Source organism: Paenibacillus tianmuensis, assembly GCF_900100345.1.
GTDB lineage: Bacteria > Bacillota > Bacilli > Paenibacillales > NBRC-103111 > Paenibacillus_G > Paenibacillus_G tianmuensis.
In genome coordinates, this window is record NZ_FMTT01000020.1 from 57351 (window position 1) to 74551 (window position 17201).

A 17201-nucleotide genomic window follows, 5' to 3' on the forward strand; every position below is an offset into this window, starting at 1 on the left:
CGGTTGAGTCATACTAGCTTAGAAAGCGGTAAACCTGTGATGGCCGGAGGGATGATGTTGACGAGCCTAAAAAATCGAAAGGCTTCTTCTAACCTTTGTTGTTTGATATGGTTTAGTTTGTGCGTTTTGGCCGGTTGCAGTCCTGAGAAGGCAGAACTCCATCCAAGCGCCGGGCAAAGGCATATTGCCGGTGAGGCCTCCTACCGTGAGGAGGAGCAGGTGCTATCCGGCTTCCAGATGATTGCCGAGTATGCGGCAAAGCCCTATGCTACCGTCGGGACGGTCCCGCCATCTCCCGAACGGATGAGCAGGAAGAAAAAGGCTTTCCTCTCTTTCGACGACGGACCCTCCCGCCAAACCAAACCTATCTTACGCATTTTAAGGGAAAAAGGCATTAAGGCAACTTTTTTCGTTACAGGAAAATCTTCTCCGGAGCTTCAGTCGTACTATAAGCTCATCGTGAATGAAGGACACAGTCTGGGAAATCATACATATTCGCACGATTATGGCTACATCTATTCCTCCGTCGGGGCATATCGAACGGATACGGAAAAATTAAACGATTTATTGGCTCGAACCGCAGGAGTCAGACCGGATATTTTTCGTTTTCCGGGAGGTTCTGACAATCATTTGAGCCGCAAAGCAGGCGGACGTCACATCATGGCGAAAATTGCCCGGGAAATGACTAATATTGGATATCAATACTTCGATTGGAACGTAAGTTCGACAGATGCCGCCGCAGTTACACTGCCTAAACAGGATATATTGGCATCCGTACAGTCGAATAGCCGCGGGAAAAATCAAATCATCGTGCTGATGCATGATGCCGATTTTAAGACGACCACGGTGGAGGCGCTCCCGGATGCGATCGATTGGTTGAAAAAGCAAGGATACCAGTTCGAGACATTATCGAAGTCCTCTTTTGTTTTTCGATTTTTGCATCCGCCCGGCTGATTATTTTGGCAAAGCCTTCGCATACTAACATCATTATGAAGGGAGATGAATCTGAACGATGGCACAACAGCAATCGGGATCTGGAGATTCCAAGGAACAAAAGCGGCAGGCAAACGCGAATCAGGCCGGAGCCAATAGTGATGCAGCCGAAATACGGGATAAAAAACTAAACGGCCCGAACCGTCCGTCAACCTGAGCCAGGCTGAAGAGAGGAACAGTTCATGAGCGATAAGGAAAATCGGGATAAAAACGCATCGTATGAGCAGGTCGATACCGGCATTTCGTATAACGCCAAGAACGATCCGGAGCTTGATCCTTTTGAAATTAATTTTCGTCAGGAATTTCATCAAAACCGGGGTCCGCGCGAAGCGTTCGTGAACGAATACGGCGTGCTGATCGGAGACCATATCTATCAATCGGAGCAATCCCCGCTTGAACAATGGAACAATGAAACCGATCCGGCCGTGATGTCCGGAGACCAGTGGGTGCATCCGTACAAAGATGTAGGCTTTCAAACGACGGAAAACCGCGAGTTCTTCGAGCAGGGGATCGTGCCGCAGGGCTACCCGTTTATGCACTCGGACAAAGATGTGGCCTACAAATCGTATCCGAGCGGCGAGCCTGACGAGAAGGATGCCGACAAAAAATAACGGCGGGAAGTATGCTCCGATTGCGAGTTCAAACTATACCTAAGCATACCAAAGCAGGAATGCCTTGCTTTTGCCCCGTACCGTTGTATAATGGACATAGAAAACTTTATATACCTTTATGTTCGTTCAAAGGAGTGAAAGCTTAATATGTCCATGTCATTTGAAGCATACATGAGAGATATGGTGCAGCCGATGAGAGAAGAGCTGACGCGTATCGGGGTTACCGAGCTTCGCACGCCAGAGGAAGTATCCGAGGCCCTCGACAATATGAAAGGGACCGCTCTGATCGTGGTCAATTCCGTGTGCGGCTGTGCTGCCGGCCAATGCCGTCCGGGCGTGGCCAAAGCGCTGCAGCACGAAGTGAAGCCGGACCACCTTTACACGGTGTTTGCGGGTCAAGATAAGGAAGCAACGGCCAAGGCCCGCGAATATTTTGCGCCGTATCCGCCGTCCTCGCCATCGATCGCGCTGATGAAAGACGGCCAATTGGTGCATTTCATCCCACGCCATCAAGTAGAAGACCGTTCCGCCGAGATGATCGGCAACGATTTGATCGGAGCCTTCGAAACGCACTGCAAATAAGAGCCTGAACTCGCATAACAACTCCTGTCGGCGCTTGAAGCGTCGGACGGGAGTTTTTTCATTTTAGGAAACAGCAACAAGAGGAGAAGGTTCGCATAATTTTTCCTCCTTCGACCGGATCGTGCTATAATGTAACCAAAATTGACAAGCGGAAAGACCGGACGGCCAGAAGTTTACACCGAAGCAGCCGGCCGGCTTTCCGCAAGTCGCGACTACTCGCGTGGAGAGGTGTGGAGAACGATGAGTCTGCAGCAGGACATTATTGCGAAGCTTGGCGTCAAGCCGGCGATCGATGTCAATGAGGAGATTCGCAAGCGGGTCGATTTTTTAAAACAATACGTGCTCAAAGCAGGTGTCGACGGGCTTCTGATCGCTATCAGCGGCGGGATCGACAGCGCCGTGGCGGCGGGGTTGTGCAAGCGGGCTACGGATGAGCTGACAGCCGAAAAAGGAAAGGAATACAAAACGGTCGGCGTATTTCAGCCGTACGGGGAGCAGGCGGACATCTCCGACAGCTACGCGACGGCGGAAGCGTTCGATTTGAAATATCGCATCGAGACGAACATCGAGGAAACGGTCAACGAGATTGCGCTTGAAGCCGAGTACGGGCTGAAATCGATCGGCGTGCACAAGCATTTGAGCCGTGGCGGCAAAGGGAATGTCAAAGCCAGAACGCGGATGGTCGTGCAGTACGCGCTTGCGTTCGAGCTGAATCTGCTCGTGGTCGGCACGGATCACGCGTCGGAGGCGATTACGGGCTTTTATACCAAGTATGGCGATGGCGCCGTCGATATCACTCCGATGAGCAGTTTGAACAAACGCCAGGTGCGGCAGCTTGCCCGCGAGCTGGGCGTTCCGTCCAGCGTGCTGGATAAAGCGCCTACCGCCGGCCTTTGGGAAGGGCAGACGGACGAGAACGAGCTCGGCATCACTTACGACGACAACAGCGATTACTTGGAAGGCAAAACGATTTCGCCCGAAGCCCAGGAGAAGCTGGAAAAGCAGTATTTGAAGACGGAGCACAAGCGGACACCGATTCCCGGCATTTAGCCGTTGCTGCACCCATCACGAAAAAAGCATGCTCGCCCTGCATGGGTAGCATGCTTTTTTTCGCCCCCGGGAGACGGTACGTTCTGAAGTTAAGCTTGCCTCGCTTGAATTGCCCGCCGCAGCCGTTCTGCAAGCTCCTGCACTTGCATCGCACCCAAATCGCCTTCGCCCCGTTTACGGAGGGCAACGGTGCCGGAGCTTTGCTCGTTCTCGCCGAGGACCAGCATATACGGCACTTTTTCAAGCTGGGCTTCGCGAATTTTGTAGCCGAGCTTTTCGCTGCGCAGGTCGGCTTCTACCCGGATGCCCGCTTCGGCCAGTGCCTTTTTGACTTCGATAGCGTACGAATTGTAAACGTCCGAGACGGGCAAAAGCTTGACCTGCACCGGAGACAGCCAGAGGGGGAACGACCCGTTGTAGTGCTCCGTCAAAATCCCGATGAAGCGATCAATCGAGCCGTAAATTGCGCGGTGAATGACGACCGGACGGTGTTTTTGATTGTCTTCGCCGATGTAGGATAGGTCGAATTTTTCCGGCATTTGAAAATCGAGCTGAATCGTCCCGCACTGCCAGCTTCGTTTGAGCGCGTCCAAAATATGAAAATCGATTTTCGGCCCGTAGAAGGCCCCGTCCCCTTCGTTGAGGCTGTAGGCGATTCCCCGGCGTTCCAGCACGCTGCGCAGCGCCGTTTCCGCCTGCTCCCACAGCTCGGCGGAGCCCATCGAATCCTCAGGCCGTGTGGACAGCTCAATCTTGTACTGGAAGCCGAACACCTTGTACATCTCGCCGATCAGATCGATGGCACGGCTGATTTCTTCTTCAATCTGATCGGGGCGGACAAACAGATGCGCGTCGTCCTGGCAGAAGGTGCGCACCCGCATCATCCCGTTCAGAGCGCCGGAAAATTCGTGCCGGTGCACCTGGCCGAATTCGCAAAGCCGGATCGGCAGCTCCCGGTAAGAGTGCAGCTCGTTTTTATAAATAAGCATGTGGCCCGGGCAGTTCATCGGCTTGAGCGCGAACTTCGTCTCGTCCACCTCGGTAAAATACATGTTCTCCCGGTAATGATCCCAATGTCCCGATTCCTCCCACAGCCGCTGGTTCATCATGAACGGCGTGCGGACCTCGTCGTAATCGTTTGCCGCTTGCTGCTCGCGGGAGAAGTTCTCAAGCACCGTGCGGATCGTCATCCCTTTTGGCAAAAAGAACGGCATCCCCGGCGCTTCCTCGGAGAACATGAACAGCCCGAGCTCTTTGCCAAGCTTGCGGTGGTCGCGCTTCTTGGCTTCCTCCAACAGATGCAGATGCTCGTCAAGCTCTGCCTTCTTTGGGAACGCTGTGCCGTAGATGCGCTGCAGCATCTTGTTATTGGAATCGCCTCGCCAATAGGCGCCGGCGACGCTCAGCAGCTTGAACGCTTTGATGCGGCCCGTGGACGGCAAGTGAGGCCCGCGGCACAGATCGACAAACTCGCCCTGCTCGTACAGGGAAAGGACCGCTTCGTCCGGCAAATCGCGGATAAGCTCCAGTTTGAGCGGGTCTTCCAAAGCTTCGAACGTTCGCACGGCCTCGTCCCGGCTGACGACGCGCCGGGTAATCGGCACATTTTCCCGGACGATCCGCTCCATCTCTTGTTCAATCGAGGAGAGGTCGTCTACGGATAGGGGCTTTTCGATATCAATGTCGTAATAAAATCCGTCTTCGATGACAGGACCGATTCCCAGCTTCACCGCTTTTTGTCCATATAGCCGCTTAATGGCTTGAGCCATCAGGTGCGCCGTGCTATGACGGTACACCTCCAAGCCTTCCTTGCTGTCGAGCGTCACAATTTCAACCGAAGCGTCCGCTTCGATCGGCCGGTTCAGATCGACGAGCTTTCCGTCGATTTTGCCTGCTGCGGCTTGTTTCTTCAAGCTGGGACTGATGGAATCGGCCACCTGCTCGATGGTTGCTCCTTTTTCGTATTCTCGGACCGAGCCGTCCGGCAGCTTCACTTGAATCTTCATGGTTTTCGTCCTCCGTTTCCGGTCGAATGGGATGTGAACGCAAAAAAACGCATCTCGCCCAAGGGACGAGTACGTTCAGCTCGTGGTTCCACCCTAATTCGACCGGCTGCCCTCCGCGTCATGGCTGCTGCCAGAACGAAAGAGATCACGCCGGACCTCATGGCCATCCGGTAACGGGGATGAGACGGCGCGCTTAATTTCGCGATCGTTTGGTCATGACCGCAAGTTCAGCGTCACGGCTGCAAAGGGGTAATTCCATGCCGGTCGCTGGAGGAGCTTACAGCCGGGACTCCTCTCTCTGTGCAGCCCTTGCAGGGAATCGTGTCTTTGGTCATCGCCTGATGTTTCAATATTCTAACTTCTTCGCGAGCGTAAAGTCAAGAGGGATGAACACATATTTCTCCTCCGGCAAATGGCGTTAATAATGGCCTATTGCCCGGCGAACTGAAAGCGTTAGAGAATATGCCAAAAGTAAGCACTGAAAAGTTGCTCATCTTGAACTTGTCCTTCCGATCGGATACGATAAAGCCACACGGAATGCGACTTACTGCTGCGGGCATATGCGTATAGAGGACAAAGAGAGGAATAACGGCTATGATTATCGGCATCGGTACCGATGTATTGGAAATTGAGCGGATGCGGAAGATTCTGGGGCAGCCGACCGGCAAGCGCTTCCTGGAGCGGGTGTTGACGCCTGCAGAGCGGGAGCTGGCGGCTGTAAGAGGTGGGAGGCTGGCAGAGTTCGCAGCCGGGCGCTTCGCTGCCAAGGAGGCGGTCGTAAAGGCGCTCGGCTGCGGGATCGGAAAAGAAGTAGGATTTCAGGACATGGAAGTGCTGCCGGACGGAAAGGGCAAGCCGGTATGCCGGTTGTCGGAGGCGGCTTGGGAACGCTTAGCCGCCTGGATGCCGGCCTTCCGGTCCGTAACGGCAGACGCGATTCGCATTCATCTAAGCATTACGCACAGCGAAACGCTGGCGATGGCCTATGCCGTGGCAGAGCGAACCGCAGCCAACCCATAGACAGGAAGTGGCTTATTTTTTGCTTGCCAGCCATTCGGCCAGCGCAGTCGCTTCCTCAGGCTTCAGCTTGCCTTGAAAGCCCGGCATGCCGCCCCCGCCTTGTTCGATCTGCTTCACGATCTGTTCTTTGGTCATCCGTTCGCCGACCTGCTGCAGGTTGGTTTTCGGTCCCATGCGGCCTTCCAGATTGCTTGCATGACAGGAGAGACAGTTCTGCTTGTAGAGCGACTGCACCTGCTCGGAAGAGCCGACCATCGCCTGTTCCGCCGTGAGGCCGCTTTCCTTCTTGCCGCCGCCGAACGGCTCCGTGCTGTTCGGCGTGCACGCCGTTACCGTTGCCAAAACCGTCAAAACCGCCGCAGCGGCCGCCCATTGCTTCCAGCGTTTCATTCTGCATTCATCCCCTTGTTTCGCATACGAATTATCGCGCCTAGCGTGAACATACTGAGGCCGCCAAAGCCTCCGATCAATACAGGCGCATAGCCGAGGTACATCCATACCACCGTCATCGTCAGAGCAAGCATCCACACCCCGAACGCCCCGAGCACCCAGCCCAACCGCGGGAAGAGGGCAAGATAGGCGGCTGTAAGCGCGAGCCCCTTCAGCACCGGCCAGTAGAACGGATCGATTCCTATTGGACCGCGTGTGAGCAGCCAAACGACCGCGACGGCTGCCGCCGCAACGAGAAGCGCGCCCAGGAACCCGTTCTGTGCCGTGCGTTCGGCGGACGAACGACGCCCGCGGAGGAAGACCGCCGCCGTAAGGAGGAGCGCAACCAAGAACAGAACAGGCTGCAGCAGCTCCCAATCCCGCCATTGCCCGAGAAACGTCACGATGGCCGACGCCATCCATGCCATTCCCCAAATGTATAAATAAGCCGAATAAGGGGCAGCCGCCCTCCAAGCCTGCGTTTCGGCAGACAGCTTGTCTGTCCTTATCCCGTCGACGCGGATGGGGCCTCCGGCCGCATTCGCTTGTTTCATCACTATCGCCTCGCTTTGCCGAACGTTGCAAAAACCGCCGATGTTCCGAAACTTCGACGGCATTTACAGGTAGCGTACACCTTCCGGGGGGCGAAAGTCAAACCCGGCGCAGATCTGGCAGGAACCGTGCGTCCAGCGCGTTCCGCGGGTATTATTTTGCCGGCGTGAACCGGTGTTTTTTGGCATATTCACGGGGGGAGAAGCCGGTCACCTTCTTGAAAATGCGGCTGAAATAAAACTCGTCTGTGTAGCCGACGCTGCCGGCAATCGATTTCAACCGGTAATCCGACAGCACCAGCAGCTCCTTGGCCCGGTCTACGCGCAAATGCGTAAGGTAATCGATCGGGCTGTAGCCGATGTATTTTTTGAACAGTCGGGAGTAGTGGCTCACGCTGAGCCCGGCCATTTGCGCCAGCCCTTCGAGCGTGAGAGGCTCTCGGTAATGCCCGACCATGTAGTCCTGCGTCAGCTCGATCGCCGCCGTCGTATCGCCGGCGATTTTCTGCGCGCGGAAATCGGCCACCAGCGTCAGGAAAAACTCCTGCAGCACGATTTTGCGTCGCATCGCGGTCATGTGTCCCCGGCGCTTCCATAGCATATGGAGCTGTTCCATCAAATAAATGAGCTGCGGCGTATTGGTGACCGTGTACATCCCCTCCAGCGGGAACCACGCTTCGTCGGCGCTGCGAGAAATCCACTGTTCCTTCTCCTCGTAAACTTCCGTATAATGAAAACGTAGAAAATAGTATTCGAGCGGCTGCTCGGGATCGGTCGTACGTTCGACGATCATGCCGGGAGCAAAGCAGAACAGCTTGCCGGGCTCGGCAGGATAATGCGTGCCGCCTATCGTAAAGGTGCCCTTGCCCTTGATGATCAGCCATACGGAGTGGTACTTGATCGTTCGCGGCTTCTGGCGCCAGTCGGGCTCGCATTTCTGATGCCCGACGAGCAGAATCGAGATGACCAGCTTGTTCAGGCGCGAGGCCAGCTCTCCGGGAGTCAGCATCGGCGTCCGTCCTTTCCTTCTTGAGATAAGCGCCGTCATGAGCTATTTTTAAAAGCTTGGCTTCAACCTTGGTAATCGTCGTATCTGTCCTTGCAAAAAAAGTCGTACAGCCGTTTATTCGGAGTATAGATTTCTATTATATCCCGAAGACGTGTGCAAAGAGAAGGAGATCCTATGTCCAGTTCAGAGCAAAAGCCGTATTTCTCCACCGAGCTGTTATCCTGGTACCGGCGGCACAAGCGCGATCTGCCTTGGCGGCACAGCCGGAATCCGTATCATATTTGGGTATCCGAGATCATGCTGCAGCAGACCCGGGTCGACACCGTCATTCCTTATTTTAACCGGTTTATGGATAAATTTCCGACTGTCGCCGCGTTGGCCGAAGCGCCTGAGGACGAAGTGCTGAAGGCGTGGGAGGGGCTCGGCTATTATTCGCGCGCCCGCAATCTGCAAAGCGCCGTCCGCGAGGTGAAGGAGCGTTACGGCGGCATCGTGCCGGACACGAAGGAGGAGGTGTCCTCGCTTAAGGGCGTCGGCCCTTACACGACCGGGGCGATTCTAAGCATCGCTTACAACAAGCCCGAGCCTGCCGTAGACGGCAACGTGATGCGCGTGCTGTCGCGCTATTTTTTGATTGAAGACGATATCATGAAGGGGAGTACCCGCGTCATCATGGAGAAGCTCGCGCAGGAGCTGATTCCCGAAGGGACGGCCGGCGATTTTAACCAAGCGCTGATGGAGCTCGGCGCGCTCGTCTGTACGCCCAAGTCGCCGAGCTGCCTGACCTGTCCGGTCATGGCGCATTGCGCGGGACGGGCGGCCGGCATGGAGGAATCGCTGCCGGTGAAGACCAAGGCGAAGCCGCCGCGGCCGGAGCGGCGCTGCGCCGTAGTGATCGAGGGCGCGGCGGAGCACGCCGGCCGGGTACTGATCCGCCAGCGGCCGGCCGAAGGGCTGCTGGCGCGTCTGTGGGAACTGCCACATGCGGCAGTTCCCACAGCGCCCGCAGCCGCGGAGGCGCGCGGCGAAGGCGGAGACCCCGCCGCGGCCCATGCCGCGCTGGCGGCGCATCTCGCCGTGGACGGCCTCGGACTCGGCCCGGTCGGCTGGCTCATGCAGGCGGAGCATACGTTCAGCCACATCCGCTGGGAGATGGATGTGTACACCGGCCGCCTGGAGGAATCCTCCGCGCTGCTGCTGCCTGTGCCGCTGCCGTCGAATTACCGCTGGGTAAATCGTGAAGAGATGGAGCAGTATGCGTTTCCGAACGTCTTTTTGCGCATCCTGAATGCGTATTTCGGCCAAACCCGGGGCTGAGGCGAGCGGCATTAATATTGTTATAAGATACCAGAATGAGCTTTGTCGACATCTTCTTCCGTGGAGATGACGACTGGCTCTTTTTTTGTATTTTCTGGTCTAATGTCTTTTTTTCAGTTCTAAAGTTTGTTTAAAACCATATGTTAAAAACCGTAAAAGCATAAGGGAGTGAATTGCGATGAAACGAGTAGGAAATAGAGAAAGGGGGATTACATATTGACTGTGTCTCCGGGAATGTTCAGCGTCATTATTTCGTCGGACCCTCAGTATCCTTGGTATGATGGCGTCCTGCCTGAGGGCTTGAAAACGGAAGACGAGATCAAATTGAATTCGGCGCGCCAAATATCCGAGCAATACGAGAGTATGAACGAATTGGCGAAACAGCGCCGAGAAACCGGAAGTCTTTTTCCTGTACATGGGGTGTTGATCAACGGCGACCTGACAGCTTTCGGTCATGACTGGCAGATGGAGAAGTACAAAGAACTGCTCGGAAAGCTTGAACTGCCTTATTACCCGGGGCTGGGAAACCATGATTATGCGAACAACGTAGACGACAGCTACAACAACAATTGCGCGATGCGTATGGTCGATTTTATGTACGGGTGGTTAAGATTGCACACAGGAATGCTCAAATACGATTTCGCAGAACGATCTTATTACAAATTCCCAGAGTTGCGGGTAGATTATACGGGAAGCCTGGCCTATTCATTTAATATCGGCAAAGTCCACTTCGTTCAGCTGCAAAATTTCCCCTCGTATACAGACAATTGGGATTCGTGGAATGCTGGCTCGGCCCGCAGGGATTTTTTCTTCATTAAGCCATCCTTCGCATGGCTAAAGAACGATCTGGCTATCGCGCGCAACAGAGGCGACGTGATCATCGTCAGTCTTCACGACTATCATGATAATTTTATCGAGCCGTTTGTGACCGAGTTCAACGATATTACAAACAAATATGGCGTATCCGCAGTTTTCGCCGGGCATATTCACCGGAATTGCGGCAAGATAGGCACCATCGGGAGTTCGAATATCCCTTTCTTCCGTTCAGGCGCGGCTTCCTACCAGGACTACCTTGTAGCGGATATAGACACGGAACAGAAGAAAATGATTGTCCGTAAAAGGGCATGTCCGCTAAACGGTATGTACGACTTCACCGGAGATTCGTGGGAATGCAACCTTAACGATACGATTCCTTATCCTCCCATGCCGGTTCCTCCTACGGAGGGTCATGTTACATTCTTCAATGATGGCGGTTTCGAAGCGCGCTTCGAACTCCATTATACCTATGGCGGAGAAACGCTGGTATTCAAAACCGGCAATATGACTTTAGGCAACAAGAAGACCTATTACATTCCTCCCGATGCAACCGATGTTTGGATTATCGGACAGGAATATACAGGTCTGGTTTGGGAAGGATGGCGGACTGTCTTTGATCTCAGGTTCGCATCGCCGCCAAACAACTGTTTCAAACTGTATGGAACAACCTTGCATCCGAAATGGAATAACGACTGTAGTTGATATGAAAGAACTGGACTCATGCGGTTGAACGGGCGCACCGGAAGGCTGAATGTCTTCTACGGGCGCCTTTGCTCTCGATCGTTGCGCTGTGCCGCAACCCGATTCGTTATTTATAGGGATTGTATATAAACATCGCTTCGTTACCTATCATGAGGTGATACATGAAATAGAATAGCGGCGAACAAAGGATCACAAAGAAGAGAATTGCCACTAGCAGAAGGCCGCTATTCCGCTGCTTCGGTTCATTTGTTTTCAGGTTTGCCATACGTTCATACCCCTTTTCACATTTTTTTGCTTTACGATGTCCTTATAGCTGAATTATAGGAAACGCAGCCGAATGTGTAAGTGATGTAAATCACGCTTTTCTTTTCCAAATGTGAAAGAAAAATGGCAATGTAAAAAATGACATAGACAGCCCGGATAAAATGAAAAACGCCAGCCTGGAAACGAAGGTCTGCCCTTCGTCCTGGGGTGGCGTTTCTTGCGGTGATGACTAGTAAATCTGTTTCTTCATCGCTTGGATGTCTTTGATCAGAATGTGCTTTTTGTCGATCGCGATATGCTCGTCTTCCTGCAGCTCCTGAAGCACCTTTGTCACCGATTCGCGCACCGTGCCGACCATGTTGGCCAGCTGCTGATGCGTCAGCTTCATATCGATAAACATGCCGCCCGCTTTCGGCTGGCCGTATTCTTCCGCCAACCGGCAGATCGTTTTGATCGTGCGCGTCCGGACGTCGAGGAACGTTAGGTCGTATATTTTCTCGTTCGCTTTGCGCAGTCGCTCCATAGCAACTTCCATCAGCTTCAGGCACAGCTTGGGGCTTCGCTCCATAAACTGCTGAAAATCCGAGCGCATCAGCGTATACAACGAGCAGGCCTCCAGCGTTTCCGCCGTCGCAGAGCGCTTGAGCCCTTTTTGAACCAACGACATCTCCCCGAAAAAGTCCCCTTCCCGGAACAACGAAAGAATAATTTCCTTGGAATTGTCGATGCGGTAAATTTTGACGACACCGGAATGAATCAAATAAAACTCCTCACCGACGTCTCCTTCGAAAAACAAGATGTTTCCTTTTTTGAATTTCCGTTCCACGAACAGGGGAACGATCGTCTCCAACTCGGCCACCGACATATCTTGAAACAGCGGCACATCATGCAGGAGAGTGATCAGTTTGCTCATGAGTCTCACTCTTTCCTGATCAAATATGTTGCGTTTTTCGGTCACGGTTTCCGTTTTCTCCAAAATTCGCCTATTTCTCTATCATACTACGTTCCGGCTTTGGGGGAAAGGGGCCTTGGATATACCTGTCAGGCGTTCTTAGAGGAAAATCGGTTCGTTCGATGCATGTCGAGGATAGAAAAAGGACTGCATGGAGGAGAACCTCCGCAGTCCTTTGCTGGCAAGCCCGATTATTTTACAGCCGCTTCGTAACGTTTGCCTACTTCGTTCCAGTTGACAACGTTCCAGAATGCCGCGATGTAGTCAGGGCGTTTGTTTTGATATTTCAAGTAGTACGCGTGCTCCCATACGTCCAGACCGAGGAGCGGCGTTTCGCCTTCCATGATCGGGCTGTCTTGGTTCGGCAGGCTGTACACTTTCAATTTGCCGTCTTTGGTCACAGCGAGGAAAGCCCAGCCGGAGCCGAAACGGGTCGTAGCTGCTTTGGCGAAATCTTCTTTGAACTTGTCGAAGCCGCCCAGTTCGCTGTTGATCGCGTCAGCCAGCTTGCCGCTCGGAGCACCGCCGCCGTTCGGTGCGATCGTTTCCCAGAACAAGGAGTGGTTCGCATGGCCGCCGCCGTTGTTGCGGACTGCGGTACGGATGCTCTCCGGTACGCCGTTCAGATCGGCGATCAGGTCTTCCACGCTTTTGGATTGAAGATCGGCATGGCCTTCAAGCGCAGCGTTCAGGTTCGTAACGTACGTGTTGTGGTGACGATCATGGTGGATCATCATAGTCATTTCGTCAATGTGAGGCTCAAGCGCATTGTTCGCATAAGGAAGTGCCGGTAATTGGTGTGCCATCTTCTATCTACCTCCTGAGGATATGAGATTTCCAAGATTTATTATCGCCTATTTTCCATATAAAATCAACATTTATGTATATTAAGTGTTCGTGGCTGGGGCATCCTCTCCACGGAACCGTTCACTGCCGCGGTGTTCGATCTCATGGATGACCTGCCCGAGCATGGCGGTGCCTTGAGCGTTCAGCCAAGGGGACAGGTCGCTCATGACCCGTTGATGGTAATGAAGCTCCTCCGACGTCCATTTCGTCATCTGCACATCGTTCAGTTCGTCAATCCGGCGCATCGTACCGGACTTAGTCGTCGCTTCGTGTGTCATCGTTTTCCTCCTTCAATGCAATCCGAACGATTGCCGTATGATATTGCATCGTCTGCGCAAAGCCAAAGATTACCGGATTATCGTTTCACGCCGTTCAGACTTTTATGCAAAAGAAAAGAGGAGGCAGTTCTGCCTCCCGAGCTTAGCCCCCGCTGCTTGAACTGGAGCTCCCGATCCCGCCGTGTCCGCCGGAGCTTCCCGAAGAGATGCCGCTGGACGAGCTGGATGAGCTTGACGAGCCGGAGCTTCCCTTCGAGCCGCTGTTTGTCGAAGACCCGGACGAACCGGTAGATGCCGACGAGCCGGATACGGATTTGCCAGGCAAAAAACTCGCAATCTTTACATTGTCAGAGCATTAGGTGCGTCATATACTAGAGTGGTAAGTTTTAGTAGAGTTGTCAACAGGGAGACTGCTGGAGGGAGCAAATACGGATGAAGAAGCGATGGCTTCACGTAACGTTAGCGACGGCAATGATGCTGTCGCCTTTTTTGGCTTGGAGTTCGGGAAAAGTACAGGCAGCGGAGAGAAGCATGGATACATGGTCCTCGTCTCCGCCATTTTCAATGCCGTCGTCCCCCGCAACTCAGCCGGTCAACGTGGTTTATGGAAAATTATGGGTGAAATACAAGGGACAAGCCGGGAGCGAGGGCTCTGCCGGACTGCTTGCAGCCGCGGACTCGGATTCGTTCGTCGAAATGCCGCTGGCGGCGGGAGAGAACGTGCTTTCCGCTGTCGAACGCTATAAACGGGACCCTGCCGTGGCGGCAGCCGAACCCGAATATTTGATGCAATACGCCGATCCGGCGGTTATGGAGGCGGTTCGCTGACCGTGACCTCCTCCATCTATCAACCGAATGACCCTTATTATGTGAACGGGAGCCAGTGGGGTCTTAGTGTAACGGAGATGACCTATGCTTGGGAGCGCGTGCAGGACAGGTTTTCGATTCGTATTGCGATCGTCGATTCGGGAGTGAACCCGAATCACCCGGATCTCGCCGGGAGCTTGGAAGCGGGCTATAATGCGCTTGACGAAGGCCAGCCTCCTGTCGACGATGCGGGACACGGTACGATGGTCGCCGGGATCGCCGCAGCTGTAACCAATAACGGCATCGGCGTAGCCGGAGCTGCCGGCGGCGCAAGGATCGTTCCGGTGAAGGTAGGGAAAAAAGACGCCAACAATAAAGACTACATCCCGAGCAGCGCCGTAGCCCAAGGCATCCGATGGGCGGCCGACAACAAGGTTGACGTGATCAACATCAGCCTGGGGATGCCGCAGAACAGCCAAATGCTGAAAGAAGCTGTCGATTACGCCCTGGCCCGGAATGTGGTTATTGTCGCAGCGGCCGGCAACGAGAGCAACCATTGGCTATTCGGCGATCCTGCCGATTTTCCGACCCGTGAGGACAACTCCTACAGGAAGTTTGCCAGGACCGCCTACCCGGCGCGCTACGAGGGTGTCGTTTCCGTAGGCTCGGTTACCCGCTTGGCGAATAGTACGCTAACGATCGCTGATTTTTCCAACATTGGAAAAATAACAACGGTTGCGCAGGGAACCGGCGTTTACTCGACGGCGCTGTCCGGGGGCTATGCCAGCGGTGCCGGGACCTCTTATTCGTCCCCGATGGTTGCGGGACTAGCCGCCTTACTCAAAGCGCAAAATAAAAATTTGAGCTCGCAGGACGTGCATCATATTTTGTATGACAGCAGCCAAAAGCTAGATGTACTTCCGTTATCGGGATATTATTTGGGGACATATTATGTTCCGAAGTATCAAGATTATTACGGCGGAGGGTTGATGAACGGCAAGCGGGCTTTTACAATGCCGCGTCTCCGTATGACGGCAGCGCCGGAGCCGGGCGGTCGGCAAGCCACCGTTACGGTAAGGGCAGAGGATGATAAAGGGGCCCTGCTTCGGGGCCTGTCCTCCGAAATTACAGTGACGGTGGATCACTCGGCTCGCTATAAGCTGAACAGAACCGTTTCTCTGGTTAACGGGGAGTGGAGCGGTCCGGTCGAGCTTTCCGTGACTGGCGACGTTTACGATTTTACGATTCAGGCAAACGATGCCTCCAGCAGCGGCAATGAATTCATCGAATCCGGCGCAGCGAGGTTTTTCAAGCTTCCGGATCGACCGAAAGCTTCGATTGCTTCGGGAACTTACACCGGCCCCCAAACCGTAACGTTATCTTCGGCGACACCGGGAGCCCGAATCTATATTTCGTACGATGGAGAGAATTCCTATGAACACGCAGAGCCTTTAACAATCAGCTCCAATACGACATTTTATGCTGCTGCGATGAAAAACGGCGTCTGGAGCGAGACCGCCAAGTACTCTTATACCATCCAGCCGGCTCCTGCTGGAGGAGGAGGCGGAGGAGGCAGTTCGGGATGCTGCGCTGGAGGAGGCGGCGGCTGGGGCGGTGCCCCTGCGGCTACTAGCGACGGCAAAAGCGAATCCGGCTCCGTTCTGAGCGTGAAGCCGGACAAAGCGAAGCTGCTGGAACAGCTTGCCGCTGCCAAAGGAGCTCTGGTAACGATCGACGCCAGTGCCCGGTCCGGCAGCGCCTTGAAGCAAATTATCGTGGAACTGCCGGGCGAGGTATGGCTTAAAGCAGCAGAAACCGGATCGGCCTTCGTCGTTCGTACCGACCAAGCGTCGCTCACCATTCCGTCGGACGCTTTTGCCGTAGAGAGCGCAGCGACCCCGGTTAAGCTAACCGTCAACATGTCGCAGGAGGCTCCCGGCAAACCGTCCTATGCCGGACTTGCCTCTCCTGTATTCGATTTCACACTCCAGGCGGGCGACCGGAAGATTGAAGCGTTCGACAAGAGCGTGACGGTGCTGCTGCGGTATGACTTAGCCAAGATCGGCGATGCCGCCAAGACGGGAATTTATGTTTACAACGCTCCGGCCGGACGCTGGGAGTATATCGGCGGCAAGGCGGAGAACGGGGCGATTCAGGTCCGGTTGAGCCACTTCTCGTCCTATGCCGTCATGGAATGGAACCGGACGTTTGACGATATAGCAGCTCACTGGGCAAAGGCGACCATCGAACGGATGGCGGCCAAGCAGATCGCGGACGGCATGACGGAGACGGCCTTCGCACCGGAGGCGACCATGACGCGGGCTCAATTCGCCGCGCTGCTCGCGCGGACATTGAAGCTGCCGTCCGGCGCCAAGGAGCTGCCGTTCAAGGACGTGCCGCAGGATGCATGGTATCACGATGCGTTGGCCCAAGCGCTGGCAGCCAAGCTTGTGAGCGGGATCAGTGACACGGCATTCGCTCCGGAAGCGCCAGTTACCCGCGAGCAAATGGCAATCATGCTGATGAACGCGTACGGTTATGTTCGAGGCGCCGAGTCCCAATTATCGACGAACGCACCGGCATTCACGGACCGTGATGCGGTCGGTGACTGGGCCAAGGACTCGGTTGGACGGGCCGCCGGGCTGGGACTGCTGGAAGGCAACCCGGACGGCTCTTTCGGGCCGAAGCGACATGCGACGCGGGCCCAAGCCGTGACGGTGCTGCACCGGCTCTTGAACCATATAGAGAAATAACGGCCCCGCGAGCAGCTCGCAGGAAGCTCCCCCGAAGGCATACCGGAGGGGGGCTTTTTCGCCGTTGACCGGAGATTGCACGAGTTGCAAAGAATAGACAATAAATACCTCGAATTTCTTGTAAACGCTTAAAATTAAGCGCTTTCAGGAGGAAATGAAAAAAATATGAAGATTTTTTATCGTTTTTTTGAAAATTAGCAGGAATATTGCGTTAT

At 54.4% G+C, this 17201-nt stretch carries 18 protein-coding genes; 11 read left to right on the forward strand and 7 right to left on the reverse strand.

Annotated features, from left to right (window positions below; genetic code table 11):
* Nucleotides 1–39 precede the first annotated feature (39 nt).
* The 5 genes from BLO51_RS14700 to nadE all read left to right on the forward strand — a co-directional run bounded on the left by BLO51_RS14700 (nucleotide 40) and on the right by nadE (nucleotide 3236).
* A complete protein-coding gene (locus BLO51_RS14700; RefSeq protein WP_090673009.1) occupies nucleotides 40–954 on the forward strand; it encodes a polysaccharide deacetylase family protein in 915 nt (304 codons plus the stop codon).
* Nucleotides 955–1012: 58 nt separating this feature from the next.
* A complete protein-coding gene (locus tag BLO51_RS29220; protein WP_167670210.1) occupies nucleotides 1013–1150 on the forward strand; it encodes a hypothetical protein in 138 nt (45 codons plus the stop codon).
* A gap of 25 nt (nucleotides 1151–1175) precedes the next feature.
* Nucleotides 1176–1604, forward strand: coding sequence for a DUF3905 domain-containing protein (locus tag BLO51_RS14705; protein WP_090673011.1), 429 nt, complete (start codon nucleotides 1176–1178; stop codon nucleotides 1602–1604).
* 147 nt (nucleotides 1605–1751) lie between these two features.
* Nucleotides 1752–2186: a BrxA/BrxB family bacilliredoxin gene (locus BLO51_RS14710; RefSeq protein WP_090673012.1), complete on the forward strand. Its 435-nt coding sequence runs from the start codon at nucleotides 1752–1754 to the stop codon at nucleotides 2184–2186.
* A 240-nt stretch (nucleotides 2187–2426) separates the two neighbouring features.
* Nucleotides 2427–3236: an ammonia-dependent NAD(+) synthetase gene (gene nadE / locus BLO51_RS14715; protein ID WP_090673015.1), complete on the forward strand. Its 810-nt coding sequence runs from the start codon at nucleotides 2427–2429 to the stop codon at nucleotides 3234–3236.
* 89 nt (nucleotides 3237–3325) lie between these two features.
* On the opposite strand, the gene thrS is transcribed toward nadE, so the two are convergent.
* The gene (gene thrS, locus BLO51_RS14720; protein ID WP_090673017.1) at nucleotides 3326–5242 is read right to left on the reverse strand and encodes a threonine--tRNA ligase; all 1917 of its coding nucleotides are present in this window, start codon (nucleotides 5240–5242) and stop codon (nucleotides 3326–3328) included.
* 594 nt (nucleotides 5243–5836) lie between these two features.
* Here thrS and acpS point away from each other — a divergent pair.
* Nucleotides 5837–6262 (forward strand): holo-ACP synthase, encoded by a 426-nt coding sequence (gene acpS / locus BLO51_RS14725; RefSeq protein ID WP_090673018.1) that lies wholly within the window; start codon nucleotides 5837–5839, stop codon nucleotides 6260–6262.
* Nucleotides 6263–6274: 12 nt separating this feature from the next.
* On the opposite strand, the gene BLO51_RS14730 is transcribed toward acpS, so the two are convergent.
* The 3 genes from BLO51_RS14730 to BLO51_RS14740 all read right to left on the reverse strand — a co-directional run bounded on the left by BLO51_RS14730 (nucleotide 6275) and on the right by BLO51_RS14740 (nucleotide 8251).
* A complete protein-coding gene (locus BLO51_RS14730) occupies nucleotides 6275–6652 on the reverse strand; it encodes a c-type cytochrome (protein ID WP_090673020.1) in 378 nt (125 codons plus the stop codon).
* Nucleotides 6649–7245, reverse strand: a complete 597-nt coding sequence (locus BLO51_RS14735; protein WP_143006894.1) for a hypothetical protein — start codon at nucleotides 7243–7245, stop codon at nucleotides 6649–6651. Before BLO51_RS14735 ends, BLO51_RS14730 begins: the two co-directional genes overlap by 4 nt.
* Nucleotides 7246–7396: 151 nt before the next feature.
* Nucleotides 7397–8251 (reverse strand): helix-turn-helix domain-containing protein, encoded by an 855-nt coding sequence (locus BLO51_RS14740; protein WP_090673023.1) that lies wholly within the window; start codon nucleotides 8249–8251, stop codon nucleotides 7397–7399.
* Between the two features lie 174 nt (nucleotides 8252–8425).
* Between BLO51_RS14740 and mutY the strand changes: the two genes are divergently transcribed.
* Together mutY and BLO51_RS14750 are read left to right on the forward strand one after the other, a co-directional pair.
* Nucleotides 8426–9568: an A/G-specific adenine glycosylase gene (gene mutY / locus BLO51_RS14745; RefSeq protein ID WP_090673025.1), complete on the forward strand. Its 1143-nt coding sequence runs from the start codon at nucleotides 8426–8428 to the stop codon at nucleotides 9566–9568.
* A 222-nt stretch (nucleotides 9569–9790) separates the two neighbouring features.
* On the forward strand, nucleotides 9791–11086 hold the full coding sequence (locus tag BLO51_RS14750) for a metallophosphoesterase (RefSeq protein WP_245719675.1): 1296 nt from the start codon (nucleotides 9791–9793) through the stop codon (nucleotides 11084–11086).
* A gap of 493 nt (nucleotides 11087–11579) precedes the next feature.
* Here the strand turns inward: BLO51_RS14750 and BLO51_RS14755 are convergent, their stop codons facing one another.
* From BLO51_RS14755 to BLO51_RS14765, 3 genes are all read right to left on the reverse strand, one after another.
* Nucleotides 11580–12263, reverse strand: a complete 684-nt coding sequence (locus BLO51_RS14755) for a Crp/Fnr family transcriptional regulator (protein ID WP_090673029.1) — start codon at nucleotides 12261–12263, stop codon at nucleotides 11580–11582.
* Between the two features lie 230 nt (nucleotides 12264–12493).
* Nucleotides 12494–13108, reverse strand: coding sequence for a superoxide dismutase (locus BLO51_RS14760; RefSeq protein ID WP_090673031.1), 615 nt, complete (start codon nucleotides 13106–13108; stop codon nucleotides 12494–12496).
* Between the two features lie 81 nt (nucleotides 13109–13189).
* A complete protein-coding gene (locus BLO51_RS14765; RefSeq protein WP_245719673.1) occupies nucleotides 13190–13426 on the reverse strand; it encodes a hypothetical protein in 237 nt (78 codons plus the stop codon).
* Between the two features lie 206 nt (nucleotides 13427–13632).
* Between BLO51_RS14765 and BLO51_RS29225 the strand changes: the two genes are divergently transcribed.
* The 3 genes from BLO51_RS29225 to BLO51_RS14780 all read left to right on the forward strand — a co-directional run bounded on the left by BLO51_RS29225 (nucleotide 13633) and on the right by BLO51_RS14780 (nucleotide 16986).
* Nucleotides 13633–13785, forward strand: coding sequence for a hypothetical protein (locus tag BLO51_RS29225; RefSeq protein WP_167670211.1), 153 nt, complete (start codon nucleotides 13633–13635; stop codon nucleotides 13783–13785).
* Nucleotides 13786–13858: 73 nt separating this feature from the next.
* A complete protein-coding gene (locus BLO51_RS14775; protein ID WP_090673033.1) occupies nucleotides 13859–14254 on the forward strand; it encodes a hypothetical protein in 396 nt (131 codons plus the stop codon).
* A 2-nt stretch (nucleotides 14255–14256) separates the two neighbouring features.
* On the forward strand, nucleotides 14257–16986 hold the full coding sequence (locus BLO51_RS14780; protein WP_090673035.1) for a S8 family serine peptidase: 2730 nt from the start codon (nucleotides 14257–14259) through the stop codon (nucleotides 16984–16986).
* The last annotated feature ends 215 nt before the right edge of the window (nucleotides 16987–17201 follow it).